Annotated in this window: 9 protein-coding genes, 1 pseudogene and 1 riboswitch; of the genes and pseudogenes, 5 read left to right on the top strand and 5 right to left on the bottom strand. The window is 57.9% G+C overall.

Annotated features, from left to right (window positions below; all coding sequences use genetic code 11):
- Positions 1-182, top strand: a pseudogene (locus C0Z16_RS37965) (hypothetical protein); the annotation flags it as partial.
- A 179-nt stretch (positions 183-361) separates the two neighbouring features.
- Here the strand turns inward: C0Z16_RS37965 and C0Z16_RS36135 are convergent.
- From C0Z16_RS36135 to C0Z16_RS36120, 4 genes are all read right to left on the bottom strand, one after another.
- The gene (locus tag C0Z16_RS36135) at positions 362-1,576 is read right to left on the bottom strand and encodes a D-amino acid dehydrogenase (RefSeq protein ID WP_102636736.1); all 1,215 of its coding nucleotides are present in this window, start codon (positions 1,574-1,576) and stop codon (positions 362-364) included.
- 172 nt (positions 1,577-1,748) lie between these two features.
- Positions 1,749-1,837, bottom strand: a riboswitch (glycine riboswitch).
- Between the two features lie 245 nt (positions 1,838-2,082).
- On the bottom strand, positions 2,083-3,255 hold the full coding sequence (locus C0Z16_RS36130) for a porin (RefSeq protein WP_102636735.1): 1,173 nt from the start codon (positions 3,253-3,255) through the stop codon (positions 2,083-2,085).
- Positions 3,256-3,480: 225 nt separating this feature from the next.
- The gene (locus tag C0Z16_RS36125) at positions 3,481-5,133 is read right to left on the bottom strand and encodes a hydantoinase B/oxoprolinase family protein (protein WP_158244577.1); all 1,653 of its coding nucleotides are present in this window, start codon (positions 5,131-5,133) and stop codon (positions 3,481-3,483) included.
- Positions 5,133-7,205: a hydantoinase/oxoprolinase family protein gene (locus C0Z16_RS36120; protein WP_102636733.1), complete on the bottom strand. Its 2,073-nt coding sequence runs from the start codon at positions 7,203-7,205 to the stop codon at positions 5,133-5,135. Before C0Z16_RS36120 ends, C0Z16_RS36125 begins: the two co-directional genes overlap by 1 nt.
- A gap of 231 nt (positions 7,206-7,436) precedes the next feature.
- Here C0Z16_RS36120 and C0Z16_RS36115 point away from each other — a divergent pair, with 231 nt between their 5' ends.
- The 3 genes from C0Z16_RS36115 to C0Z16_RS36105 all read left to right on the top strand — a co-directional run bounded on the left by C0Z16_RS36115 (position 7,437) and on the right by C0Z16_RS36105 (position 11,442).
- A complete protein-coding gene (locus C0Z16_RS36115) occupies positions 7,437-8,591 on the top strand; it encodes an alanine racemase (RefSeq protein ID WP_102636732.1) in 1,155 nt (384 codons plus the stop codon).
- A gap of 121 nt (positions 8,592-8,712) precedes the next feature.
- Positions 8,713-9,945 (top strand): MFS transporter, encoded by a 1,233-nt coding sequence (locus C0Z16_RS36110; protein ID WP_244201504.1) that lies wholly within the window; start codon positions 8,713-8,715, stop codon positions 9,943-9,945.
- Between the two features lie 21 nt (positions 9,946-9,966).
- A complete protein-coding gene (locus C0Z16_RS36105) occupies positions 9,967-11,442 on the top strand; it encodes an MmgE/PrpD family protein (RefSeq protein ID WP_102636730.1) in 1,476 nt (491 codons plus the stop codon).
- 52 nt (positions 11,443-11,494) lie between these two features.
- Here C0Z16_RS36105 and C0Z16_RS36100 read toward each other — a convergent pair whose 3' ends face one another.
- Positions 11,495-12,235 (bottom strand): GntR family transcriptional regulator, encoded by a 741-nt coding sequence (locus tag C0Z16_RS36100; RefSeq protein WP_102636729.1) that lies wholly within the window; start codon positions 12,233-12,235, stop codon positions 11,495-11,497.
- Positions 12,236-13,379: 1,144 nt separating this feature from the next.
- On the opposite strand from C0Z16_RS36100, the gene C0Z16_RS39235 reads away from it, so the two are divergent.
- A partial coding sequence (locus tag C0Z16_RS39235) for a transposase (RefSeq protein ID WP_407070698.1) occupies positions 13,380-13,461 on the top strand: 82 nt, incomplete at its 3' end.

The following is a 13,461-nucleotide window of genomic DNA, read 5'->3' as shown; positions in this document are numbered from 1 at the left end:
CTCGCGATGAATCTGTTAATGGAGGGATCGAGGTGCGGCCCTTCGCGGTGAATATACCGAGCGAGGTTGCGCTGCTGTTCCCGCCCTACCAGGCTCAGACCCGGCTGGTGAGTGCGTTTGCACAGATAGCGCGTCCGGTTATCCGCGAAGAGATGGAAGTGCTGAATAAAATGTACACCTAGCCGGCGATAAATAGCCGGAAGCGACGGCGCCGCTGCGGACGGCAAGAATACCGGGGAAGGGCTGCTGCGGTGTCCGAAAGACCACTGCGGCGACGAGGTAGCGCTCGTATTGAAGCGCTGCGCGATCGAAGCGGCCGTCATTGGACATTGACCGCTTCGAGATCGACTCGTTCGTTAGTTCAAGTTTCGATTGCCTGCGCAAGCGATTCGGCAGTCGCGGCGGACAGGGTCCAACCGAGATGGCCATGTCCCGTATTGTAGAAAACGCCCCGGCGCTTGCCGCGTCCGACCCGGGGCAACATGCGTGGCAGCATAGGGCGTAGACCCGCCCAGGGAATGACCCGCGCGGTGGAGACTTCAGGGAACAGGCGGCGGGTCCATTCGACCAGCGGCGTTACGCGGTCCGCACGAATGTCGCGACTGAAGCCGTTGATTTCAGCCGTGCCCGCCACGCGGAAGCGATCGACGCCGAGGCGGCTCGTGACAATCTTGGCCTTGTCGTCGAGCAGGCTGACCCAAGGCGCCGCGCGCTGGCTTTGTTCGTCGTCGAGGCAGACGGTGATTGAATAGCCCTTCACCGGATAGACGTTGACGTGGTCGCCCAGCATGGCGCCGAACGCGCGACTGCCGACACCTGCGCACACGACGATCTGTTGGAAAACGTCCGCGTTCCGTGCACCTGCGTTCGTCGCGTCGATGGTGAAGTGCCCGTCATCGCCTTGCTTGATCGAGTCGATCGACGTGTCGTAACGGAATGCGACGCCGCGACGCACGCACGCGTCGGCCAAGCCGCGCGTGAACTTGTGAATGTCGCCAGTCGAATCGGACGGTGTGAAAAAGCCGCCGTAAAACTCACCCTGCAACGCCGGTTCGATGAGGCCGATTTCGTTCGCGCCGACCGCATACCGATCCAGGCCGCCTTCACGCAGCAGCACGTTCACTCGCCCGGCGGCGTCATAGTCCTTGCGATGCCCGTAGATATGCAGAATGCCGCGGCGTTCCAGATCGAACTGGATGGCTTCTCGCTCCGCAATCGAAAAGAGATGCTCGCGCGCGGCCAGTGCGAGGCGTACAGTTTCGATGGTATTCGCGCGGTAGTTCGGGATCTGACGCAGGAATTCACCCATCCACGAATACTTGTGCCAAGAAGGAGACGGGTTCAACAGGAGTGGGGCGTGGCGCGTGAGCATCCAGCGCAGTCCTTTCAGGACGGTGGCCGTATGGTTCCAGACCTCCGCATTGCTGACCGAAAGCTGTCCGCCGTTCGCGAACGAGGTTTCCATCGCCGCATAACGATGGCGTTCGTAGACGGTGACATTGAAGCCGCGGCGGGCGAGGGCGTAAGCGGTCGTGACGCCGGTGATCCCGGCGCCGATAATGGCGATTCGTGACATAAGATGGTCCAGATCGAGTTGAGCATCCCCGGTTGGCTGCCATCGCGCTGCTTCGCGCGAGACGGCCTCCGGTGTTTGATGCCCCATCTGTCCCTGTACCTGAGAGTTTCGCCCGGCCGACAACGGTCAGGCTCCCCTTCGGTGGACGCACGCAGCGTCACTCTCCAGATGTTCCTGCAGCACAGTCCTTTTGCCTGAGAGTTTCCGGGGCGGTTGCTCCGTCGGCGTCGCTCACTGAACGATCTCTCCCGTGCTGCATGCGCGGAACCACGTGACGTTACAGGACAACGCGGGCCGCTACAAGCACCCAATAATCTGTTTTCCTATTCGATAGGCTAGCGCCGTGCACCGATCGTCTTTGGAGGCGGGAGCGAATCTTTGGCCAAACTGTCTGGGACTGACGTCCGGGTGAATACTCGCAGCGCGTCCCGGTCCGGCCGGACCGCGGCAATAAAGCTTACTGAAGAATAGACTTACCAGCCGCCGCGGCTTCCTCAAGTTCTGTCTCAGAACTTATGCCGTATACCAATGCGCACGTTCGTCGCACGATCTGAATTCGAGGCCGTCAAACTATTAATCGCGGCGACCGCGTTCTGGTTTCGAGAGTTCGTTCCGGACGCCTTCTGGTAGACGCCGACGACGTAGACGTCCGTTCGCTTCGACAGGAAATAATCAGCTGCGAGCGCCCCCTGGTAGTAGTCAGACCCACGGTTCTCAACGCCATTAGTTTGCACCACGCTGCTTCCCCTTGTGTAGTCGAAGGCCGCCCCGAGCAGCAGTGCAGGCGTTATCTGGTATTTGAAGTTGAGTTCTGCGTTATTAAACGTCGCAGTTTCCCCTGCACGGAAGCTCGAGTTGCCATTTGCCCCCAGGTTCATGAACTTGATATTCGAATACGTCGCCCCAACAGTCGTTGCTCCGAATCTGTACGCGGCGCCAGCACCAGCGACCTGATACGTGTTCGCGGATGTAAAGCCGGCATAAATCGGATTTGATACCACTGACGCGGTTGCGGTAGTTGTATTGTTTCCCATCAACCCGCCGGCGTTTGAAGGCGTTCTGGCATTGAGGTAGCCGACTCCCAATACGAGGGGTCCGCGGTTATACCCGGCGCCAAGCGACCAGATCTGATTTTGGGTAAATTGGCCAGCGACCCCGCCAAAGCTATATGTGCCGCCGAATGACAGGCCCCCGAAGTTTGCGCTCGAAAACTTAACGGTATTGTTCGACCTGAAGGCGTTGTTGAAGTTGTCGATGTCACCCGCGTGCGCGACGATATAGCCGCCCCACTGGTCTGCGGCTCCGAGTACGCCGACATAATCGACGAGCGCATCGTACTGACGACCTAAGGTCGCGCTACCCCATCGAATGTTTGAAAGCCCGACATAGGCCTGCCGGCCAAACAAAAGCCCACCTTGACTGAATTTCCCGGAGGTCGCGTCGAAGCCGTTCTCGACGTTGAAAAGTGCTTTCAGACCACCACCGAGGTCTTCTGAACCGCGCAGACCGAATCTGCTACCGGATAACACGCCCGACGACATGTTAAACAACGGGTGTCCCCCCGAATTGGAATTGTAATTTATACCTTCGTCCACTATGCCGTATAGCGTGACGGTGCTTTGTGCATGCGCAACGTTTGTTAGCGCCCCAATCGCGACTACGAAAAATACCTTCTTCATTTGAGATCTCCAGGTTAAAAAAACGTATTGATTCGGACAACTATGTATATAGCTATATGTTGTTTTGGTGCACGAAGCGCGCATCTCTGGCTCAAAGGCTATATGGACGCTACGAACGATGGGTTCAGACAATGAGGCAATCGGACGGACTGTTATTCTCTGCCGCAAAAAAAGGAGACAGCCGGCCATACTCTGGCCGGCATCTGCATATATCTCGACCAGGACTTAACCGGTCACATAGCCGTATTCGAGATCCTGTTTCACCAGGGACGGCTCACGGAGTTTCGGATCGCCAAAACCTCCTCCTCCCGCTGAACGCAGCGTCAGCACCGCTCCGGGCATCAGGGTCGCGTTGGCGTCTTTGCTGCCTAGGATAGCCGTCTTCCCGCCCTGTTCGATGGTGTAGTGATGCACTGCGCCGGGTTGTCCACCACGAAGACCGTACGGTGCAATCACTTCACCGTCTCCGGTAGGCGTGATGCGGGCTGGCGTAGTTCCCTCGTAGCGTATTGCATATACACCTCCCAGCCCGCCGCGGAACTGCCCCGTCCCTGCCGAGTCGGGGCGCAGCGAATAGGCCTCGACGACAAATGGGTAAGCCGATTCTGTGCGCTCGACGCTCGGAGACGGTGCGCCGCCCGGGTTGTGAACAACGCCAATGTTGGACCAGCCATCGCCGCCCTGGTGGGCTCCTGCACCACCCCGGTTCGCGAAGCTGTGCCAGATGAAAGAACGCCCGGCGCGGTCTGTTCCGCTGATGGCGACTCGAAATCTTCGGGCAAAGCCACAAACGACACGGTGAGGCACAGCTTCGGCCATCGCATCCATCACTGCTTCAATGATGACGCTTGCAGTCAGGGTCGTGCATGCGGCCACTGCTGCGGGAGGTTTTGGATCGACGAAACTTCCTTTGCGGGTGTTGACGCAGACAGCTCTGGCGCTGCCGTCATTGAGCGATTCGCGCGCCTCGCTGAGATACATGAACGCAACATTGACTGCCGCAATGGTGTTGGCCAGGGGGCTGTTGATGAAGTTACCGAACTGGTCCTGGCATTCGCTGAAATCTACGACAGCGGACGTTCCATCAAGAGTCACTTTTACTTTAACTGGCACCGGATCATCGTTCGACGTGAACGGGTCCAGATAGCTAACTCCTTCGAATGTGCCTCGTTTCCATTCGCCGAACTGGCGGCGCATGGAGCGTTCGCCCGCGTTCAGGATTTCAGTGCAGACTGCCTCCATTGTCGGCAGACCGTAGCGCGCATAAAGCTCGCTCACTCGTGTAGCACCCCGCTGTACGGACGCCAGTTGGGCCATCATGTCGCCACGCATGTCATCAGGGGTGCGCGAGTTGACGCAAAGCATGCGCACGAAATCGGCCCGGAGTTCTCCGCCACTTGCCATTTTTGTTGGCGGGATCCGAAGCCCTTCCTGCCAGATTTCCGTTGCGGAAGGGCTGTAACCGCCAGGAGAGATTCCGCCGATATCGCCCTGGTGAGCCCGGTTCGCAATCCACATCGTGAGCACGCCGTCGACAAAGACCGGAGCTGCAAGTGTGACGTCAGGTAAATGGCTCCCACCGAAATATGGGTCGTTGCAGACGATAACGTCGCCGTTGCGAACGTCGCCGTCGAAGGCCTCAATCATCGCCTGCACGGCGAATGACAGTGCACCCATGTGGATTGGCACTCTCTCAGCCTGCGCCAGGACTTCGCCTTTTCCGCTCAGGACTGCGGACGAAAAATCGCGCGACTGATTGAGAATCGGTGAAAAACTGGTCTGGGTCATCACTTCCACGACCTCTTCGGCGACAGAGATCAGTTTGTGTCGCACGACCGAGAGAGTTAGCGGGTCAACCGTATTCGAGTTTGCATCCATTAGGAGCGACCTCCCTTTGCTGTTTGTTCGATCACCAGGCTGCCGAGACGATCCACGCTTGCAACCACGAAAGCCGGCACAAGAATAGCCGTTGTAGCGGACTCGATAATTGCCGGTCCGGGGATCTTTGTGCCGACCAGGAGTTCGTCGAACCAATGAGCGGGCACGGTAGACCATCCGTCCATGAAGATGTCGCGCGTTTCTGAAAAGCCGCCAGGACGCGGCAGACTGTTTCCTGCACTGCCTCCCTCGTCCAGCCGATTGTTCTGACCAACGACACCATAGGCGGACACCCGGCACACGTCGATGAACGGCTCCTCGTCCGCATGGATGTGGCCAAAGTACTGCTGATATCGCTGACTGAAAGACTGACGGATCAACTCGGCAAGGTCCGCGTCGGCAACATCAGCAGGAATCGCAACCTCAAGGGTTGAGGTCTGGCGTTTGTAGCGGCAGTCTACGAAAAGCGTGAGGCGAGACCGTTCGGGCCCGAAGCCACAAGCCTCAAGACGTCTGGCGGCAACATCTTTCAGCTTATCCAGGGCAGCCAGGACCCTGGGGATCGCATCGGCGCCGAGCTGCGCTCCGATCTGAAGCTGCTCGTCGAGGCGCACGTCGGCTGAGAGAAAACCCAAAGCGGAAAAAACAGACGCCTCGCGGGGAATGACCACCCGCCCGATGGACAGCTCGCTCGCAACGGAAGCTGCGTGAACACCTCCGGCGCCTCCGAACGACAGGAGCGTCATATCGCGGGGATCCATTCCCTTTTTAAGCGTGGCGGTTCGTACGGACTCTGCGATGCGCACATTGGCAAGCGCATGAATCGCCAGAGCCGTTCGTTCGATGCTCAGCTCCAACGGCCTGGCGAGAGTCTCGACCGCCGCGCGGGCGAGTTCCATGCTCAGCCCCATCCGGCCACCGAGGAAAGTCTTGGGTGAGAGCAGGCCCAGCACAAGGTTCGCGTCAGTGAGGGTGGGGAGGGTGCCTCCTCGTGCATAGCAGGCCGGCCCGGGATCGGCTCCAGCGCTTTGCGGACCAAGCGTCAGGATGCCGCCGGAATCGAGCCGCGCGATACTCCCGCCGCCGAGTGGCACGACGCTGATGTCGATCGAAGGCACTGCTATCTTCAATTCTTCGTGCTCAGTTTTGCGGCGCTCAAGAGGCGTACCGGCCTCGATCAGCGAGATGTCGGTTGTGGTACCCCCGGTGTCATAGGTGACAACCAGAGGGGCGTCCATCAAGCGAGCATACAAGGCGCTAGCCATCGCCCCACCAGCGGGCCCGCTGGTCACGCATCCGACTGCGTAGGCTCCGGCCTGGTCGATCGGCAGGAGACCCCCGGTCGACTGCATGATCATGATCGGAAACGTGGCTCCCGCCTCACGCATGCGATTCTCAAATCGGCTGAAATAGCCGTTAAGCCGCGGGCCTACATAGGCGTTGACCGCTGCCGTCGAGAACCGGTCGTATTCTCCTTCGGAGTTCAGGATCTCGTGCGAAAGAACCGTGTACACGCGCCAACCCGTACCTTCCAATAATTCGCGCACCCGCAGTTCGTGGGCAGGATTAACGTGCGCGTGCAGGAAACCAACTACCACTGCCTCGACATCGCGGTTTCGTAGCTGTGAAAGCGCCTTGAGCACGGCGTCCTCGTCCAGGCGGGTCTGGACCGTGCCGTCGAATCGGACACGCTCCGCGACTTCGATCCGGTCGGGTCGGGCAACGAGCGGTTGCGGATACGCCGCGTGGAGGTCATAACGACTCGCTTTTGTCCCGTCCCGAAGCTCAAGCAGATCCCTGAAGCCAGCAGTGGTAATCATACCGACGCGCGCTCCCCGTCGTTCTGCGAGGCAGTTCGTCGCGACAGTCGTGCCGTGAATCAGCAACTCCGTGTGCGCCAGCAGTTCTCCCAGGGTTTTTTGCAGGCGGCCCGCTAGCAACTCAAGGCCGTCCAGCACGCCCTGACTGGGATCTCGAGGAGTTGACAGCGACTTGACGGTCGTAATACTGCCACGCTCGTCTACTGCCACCACGTCGGTGAAGGTCCCTCCGATATCTATTCCAATACGCATCTGACGCTCTCCATTCCGTTAAAGCCCGGCGATGTTCCATGCAATATTGCATACAGAAACAGACGGTACGTCGAGAAAAAGGCGCCGTCAAGTGCACGGGGCAAGCGGCGTAGGCCCAAGATAGGGAAGCGTTGCGAGGGAGGTTCTGGGAAATATCTATTGCGATTGAAAATTTGAACGTATACGTTATCAAGTCACAACGTATGCAATGTCAAATGCGAGGCCGCTGGTATGAAGAATGAGCAAAACCCGAGCGTCGCGCCAGCGGTTTACGCGCGGCCCAACCGTTTCGAGATCAATCTGGATGCGGTGGCGGCATGCACCCGGCAGATCCGCCTTCGACTGGGCGTGGACGTTCAGTTCTTTGCAACGCTGAAATCCAATGGCTATGGCTATGGGGTGCTGCCGGTCGCACATACCGTTCTGAGGAGCGGGGCCGACGCCTTGTCGTTGGCAAGTCTTGAGGACGCGATCGCTCTTCGGCAGTCAGGTATCCGGGTACCGATTCTTGTCTACGCGGGGGTGCTTCCAAGCCAGGAAGTGGTCAACGCGTTTCAGGAATATGACCTGATCCCCACCGTCCATAACCAGGTAGTGCTCAATGAGTTCTTGAGGTTCGCGACGAAACCTCTGGAGGTCGCGGTCAAAGTCGATCTCGGCTCTGAGCGTATTGGCGTGCCGTTCTCTGCTGCAGAGAAGTTCATCCGTAACGTCCACTCCAACCCCATGTTCAAGGTCGTCGTCGTTAATAGCCATCCGAACGTGAGAGGAGGGACCCATTCGCGGGAATTTCTTATCCGGCAGTACAGGGAGATGACTTCCTTACGGCAAAGTCTTGCCGACCTGTCGCCCCAGATCAAATGGTTTCCGATGGCAAGTTCCAAAGTCCTGCGAATGATGGGTGCCTCAATGCGCTCCAACGCAGCGGACCCAGGCGCCGCACTATTCGATCCACTCGAGCCCGCTGAAGACAGTCCGCATCCGTTCCATGCGCTCAAGAGCCGCATCATTGAAATTCGGACTGTTGAGGAGGTTCCTTTCCCGGACGAGGTAGTCTTCGACATTCGCAAAGGCATGCGAGTCGGTGTCCTTCCTGTCGGATATAGCGACAACATACATCGAGTGAATGCTGGATGCGTTCTGGTAGCGGGGCGGCGGGTGCCGATCCTGAAACCTGCGTCGCTTGAGTATGTGCGTATTGACCTCTCTGACGTACCGGAAGCACTGGTAGGCGATGAGGTGGTAATTGTGGGACAGCAGGGAAGCGAGCGTATAAGCCCGCAGGAAGTAATGCGAGTACAGGGCGCTGCCCGTGTCGTGGACCTGGCACTGGATGTCGGGCAGTTTATTCCGCGGGTCTACCTGTCGTCAGCCGGTCAGGCTTAACGAACCGCACCTTTGGTGAGCAAACAGTCGATGAAGAAGGATAGTTATTATGAGTGACACTACTGCTGTCAAAGCCGCACCCCGGAGGGAGCGCCCGCTTGCGAGAACCGTCGTGACCGCCATGATCGGGCAGGCACTCGAGTGGTATGACTTTTACCTCTACGGTACCGCTGCCGTGCTGGTGTTCGGTCAGGCATTCTTTCCTATTTCCCACAATCCGCTCATTGGAATCATCGCATCGTTCGGAGGCTTCACGCTGGGCTTCGTTGCCAGACCGGTCGGTGCCATCCTTTGCGGGCACCTTGGAGATCGCATAGGGCGGAAGAAGGTCCTCACGCTTACGTTGTTCACCATGGGGGTAGCCACATTCCTCATGGGCGTCCTGCCTACTTACCAAACCATCGGTCTGGCCGCACCGATACTGCTCGTCCTGCTGCGGATCATGCAGGGTCTCGCAGCCGGTGGTGAGACGACGGGCAGTGTGTTGATGATTGCGGAGAGCGCTGGATCAGAGCGCAGAGCGTTCTTTTCATCATTCAGTCCTGCGGGAGCCGCGCTGGGCTTTCTCCTGTCTTCTGCCGCATTTCTTCTGGCTCAGTCACTGCCACACGACGATTTCATGGCGTGGGGTTGGCGCCTGCCGTTCCTCGCGAGCTTTCTCATCGTTCTGTTGGGCGTCTATATGCGCCTGAAGCTTGCAGAAACGGCGGAGTTCCAAAAAGCAGCCACAACTGGCAAAACCGTGCGGGCTCCGCTGCTCGAGGTTTTTCGCCACCATCCCAAACCTTTTTTGCAGGTCATGGGCCTCCGCCTTGGTGAGGGTTCTGCGTCCTATATGCTATTAGTTTTTTCGCTCGTGTATGGCAGATACCTCCACATATCGAATAGCGTTATGCTGGCGATCATGACCGGGGCCATGGCGCTTCTGATACCGTCGATTCTGTTCTTCGGAAATCTTTCCGACCGCCTGGGACGTCGCACGATTTACCGCTTTGGCTCGATTGGAATTATCGTTGTCGCGTTTCCGTTTTTCTGGCTCATGCGCACGACCGAACCCTGGGCGATCGCGCTGGGCTTTTTCCTTGCGATTGTTGTCGTGTACGGTGCACTCCAGGGCTCGCAGCCTGCGCTTTTTAGCGAACTGTTCCCGTCGGCGAGTGTTCGGTATTCAGGGCTGGGCACTGCGCGGGAGCTTGCCTCGGTGATCGGGGGAGGTATTGCTCCGGGGGTTGCGACGGCGCTTCTGTCGTACTACCAAAGTATCTGGCCTGTTGCTATCTATCTCGCAGGGATGGGCTTGATTACTACGATCACCATATTCCTGACGCCCGAAACTCATCCCGCTAAACGCTAGCCGATATCGACGGGGACCATCATGCAAGCAGGAACGAAATTGAACGACTCGTCATTGGAGCATCGCTTGGCGGAGATCGTTGCCAGTGTCCGATTTTCCGATCTGCCGTCTGAGCTGGTATCGACAATTCAGCTGTTTGCGTTGGATACACTAGGCGTGATCGGTGGAGCGGCAAGAGCGCCTGGAATCTCCGAATTGCTGCTAGCACTTGGCGACCTCGGAAGCACGGGTTGCGCGACGGTCCTACTCGATGGCAGCCTAGCAAGTCCCGAAATGGCCGCCCTTGTCAATGCCGCCGCCGCGCATAGCCTCGATTTCGATGATCAGCACGACCCCGCCCGCATCCATGCGTTCTGCGTCGTGCTGCCAACCGTTCTGGCGACAGCCCAGGCGAAGAACCGGCTCCTTGTTCAGGCCGCTGGCTGCTCGCCGACGGACCAGTCGGACGGATCGGATCCGCACCCGGCTTACCAACCTGTGAGTGGACCGGATTTCTTGCGTGCCACTGCACTTGGCGTCGAAATTTTCAGTCGATTGGGTCTTGCATGTCCAGGCTTGCTGAACACGGGGTGGCATCCTACAACTTTGCTAGGCTGCATAGCGGGCGCCGCTTCGTCGAGCGCAGTGCTAGGACTCGATACCGACGCTACACATCATGCGATGGCGCTGGCCTATGCGCAGGCGAGCGGGACAAACCAGCCGATACATGACGGCGCACTTGCGAAGCGGATTGGCCCGGGCTTTGCCGCACGTTCGGCGGTCACCGCAGCGTTCCTGGCGAGGCGCGGAATTACCGGACCGACCCGGTATCTGACGGGAACCGCTGGGCTTTTCCAGCTCTACGGGAACGGCGATGTCAGGGCGGACATCCTGGAAAACTTCGGCCTCGACTGGGAAACCCTCCGGCTGAGCATGAAGCCCTTTCCATGTTGTCGCTGTACGCACACCGTTACGGAACTGGGCCAGAACTTCCGGAGTGAGGGTTTGCGAGCTGATGAAATTGAGAGCGGCGTTATCGAGTTGAGCGATACCAACGTACGGATCGTTGGCTCGCAATTTGACCCGAACCATCCGCAGCCTACGGTACACGCGCAATTCAATGCCGCTTACACATTCGCCAACGCGCTGGACCGTGGGGTGGTCGGCATTGATGATTTTTCCGCTGAGTCGGTCAGACGGCCGGCCGTCGCATGGGCTAGCAAGGTGAGCACAGTGCCTGCGGCGGACATGAATCCTTCTGCTGTGGCCCCTGCTCGTGTCCGGCTGCGGCTCAAGAACGGGAATGAACTTGTGAAAGTCCTTTGGACAATTAAGGGGTCTCCGGAAAACAGGCTGACGGTTGACGAGATCCGGGCCAAGTTTGCGGACTGTTTGCGCTACGGATTTGGATCATCGGAACGGTCAATCGATGACTTGATAAACCAGGTCACGACGCTCGAGGGGTGCACTGATCTCGAAAAGGTAATTCAAGCTTTCGCACGGACAAGAAGTTCGTAAGCGCCGCGGCGGGGGATACGCGATGCCCGACTGATAACTGGCTTACGGCGCTCTAGCGAGTGACCCAACTAAAACGCTCGATTATTTCGGTTAGCTCTTTTGTCACCTGCAAGCGATGCTTTCGATGCGCATCGAAAGCCGCTTCAACGTTTCCATCCGCGATTAATTGTACGAGTTCGCGATGCGCGCGGTTAGAAGTGACCGGTCCTTGTCGCAACGGCAAGGTCCAGGTCCTTGCTCTGTCCACCTGTTCTCGAAAGGCCAGTCCGGCAGCCGAGAGTCGCCTGTTCCCGCTCAGCTCGAAAAGTGATCGATGAAACTGTGCGTCAGCGCTGGCCCAAGCCTTCATGTCCTGCCTTTCCAACGCGGCGTCCATTTTGTCTACGAGCTTGTTCAGCGAGTTGACACCCCTGTCTTTCGCCGCCCTGGCGGTGATTAACTCCACCGCCAGGCATTCGAGCGCCGTCAGGACCTGGTAAATCTCGAGCATATCGGTCGCTGATACCGGCAATACTCTCATGCCGCGTCTGGGGACGTTCTCTACCAGGTGTTCCTTTTCCAGTCGAATTAACGCTTCATGCACAGGCGTACGGCTCATATCGAGCAATTCAGCCAGGTCGCCTTCGGTCGCCTGAAAATTTGGAGCAAATTCGCTATTTAAGATGCGACGTTTGATCTCGTCGTAAGCAGACTCCACTAACGATTTCGCGCGCTTACGCGTTGGTTTTGAAGTAACGAGCACGTTGGAATGCACCCCTAAGTGGGAGATAACGTATGCATCATTGTATCTCATTCACCGCTGTCCACGGGGTTATCGGCGCAGGACAGCAATGCTAGGTCCTGCTCCTGCATTCCGCGCGTCGCAGGGTGGCGCGGCGACCTTGCTGTGTGTGTCGCGTCAGATGAGATCTCGGGCTGCGGCACCATTTTTCGTCTTCAAGACTATTCCGTTGAGGCGACTTGATTTTTCCCGGGGAAAATGGTCCTGATACGCGAATGCCCATATAAACGACAGACATTCCAGCGCAATATTGCTGTCGGTTATGAGAAGTCTTGTTTCGGCTCGCAGCAGCAACGACGAATTTAAGTGATTTAAGTTTTTCTAATTGGGCAAGCTTCAGGGTTCTTTCGTTCGGGGCTTCGCTGGATTGCCCGGTTGATCGAACCGCCATGCACGACCTTCTATTACTGAACAAGGCGAACGGAGGTAATGACAGACGTCTAAGTCCCCACAGACGGAGGCTGCTGGCCTGTCCCTCATAATGTTTCTGGCAGCAGGTTTATTCAAAGCTATTGCGATTCCCGTATCCCGTGGAGTTTGTTGAATAACAAAAATAGCGTTTTCACTCCATATGCGTCCGGCCCGCTTGAGATTTAATCCAATCCTGATAATACGACTTATCAGGATTGAACGGGGCCATGCAGCGCGGTCAATGACGTCCCGAGGTCCGGTTCGCCGAGACGCGGTTTGCTGGCTCGCTACGCTTCCTGTTGGAGGAGGGGCAAAGACTGTGACGATCGCGTCAGAGCCATTACGCCGGAGCTCCGGCACGCGGCCTTGCCGTGACGATAGGTGAGTGTCCTCGGGAGGTCGCTTGCTGGATCGGGTCACAGGCGGCGAAAGGGCGGGGCAACATGAACTGGTGGTGCAATAAGGCTTATCACCATTGAGCGCCGTGAGAGGACGTGCCCGTGCCACCGAGACCGGCTCGAGCGATGGATCGCAACGCTCAGCGTCGCGCGGCTACTTGAGGGCGCCATGGGGAAAGGTACAGGGGTAGGGGAGCCCGTTCTCTTAACTGCGGCTCAGGCTTGTCACCGGGTGACGGGTGCCCTAACGGTGACCTGTCTCAAAGGAGTTCCGAGACTCGATGCATTAAATGCAGTTTTGCTAGAGGGTGTTAGGAACTTTCCTCCAGACCTGGTACCCTGGCGGAATGACAAAACGCAAGCCATACCCGACAGATGTCTCGGATGAAGAGTGGAGCTTTGCGGCTCCCTATCTGACGTTGATGAATG

This window comes from Paraburkholderia rhynchosiae, assembly GCF_002879865.1.
Taxonomy (GTDB): Bacteria; Pseudomonadota; Gammaproteobacteria; order Burkholderiales; family Burkholderiaceae; genus Paraburkholderia; species Paraburkholderia rhynchosiae.
The sequence above is the reverse complement of the archived record's forward strand: the minus strand, read 5'-3'. Positions and strand labels throughout refer to the sequence as shown.

Excerpts from the sequence above, each read along its gene's own strand:
- C0Z16_RS36105 (WP_102636730.1), top strand. The coding sequence starts at position 9,967 with ATGCAAGCAGGAACGAAATTGAACGACTCGTCATTGGAGCATCGCTTG.
- C0Z16_RS36115 (WP_102636732.1), top strand. The coding sequence starts at position 7,437 with ATGAAGAATGAGCAAAACCCGAGCGTCGCGCCAGCGGTTTACGCGCGG.
- C0Z16_RS36130 (WP_102636735.1), bottom strand. The coding sequence starts at position 3,255 with ATGAAGAAGGTATTTTTCGTAGTCGCGATTGGGGCGCTAACAAACGTT.
- C0Z16_RS36100 (WP_102636729.1), bottom strand. The coding sequence starts at position 12,235 with ATGAGATACAATGATGCATACGTTATCTCCCACTTAGGGGTGCATTCC.
- C0Z16_RS36120 (WP_102636733.1), bottom strand. The coding sequence starts at position 7,205 with ATGCGTATTGGAATAGATATCGGAGGGACCTTCACCGACGTGGTGGCA.
- C0Z16_RS36110 (WP_244201504.1), top strand. The coding sequence starts at position 8,713 with ATGATCGGGCAGGCACTCGAGTGGTATGACTTTTACCTCTACGGTACC.
- C0Z16_RS36125 (WP_158244577.1), bottom strand. The coding sequence starts at position 5,133 with ATGGATGCAAACTCGAATACGGTTGACCCGCTAACTCTCTCGGTCGTG.
- C0Z16_RS36135 (WP_102636736.1), bottom strand. The coding sequence starts at position 1,576 with ATGTCACGAATCGCCATTATCGGCGCCGGGATCACCGGCGTCACGACC.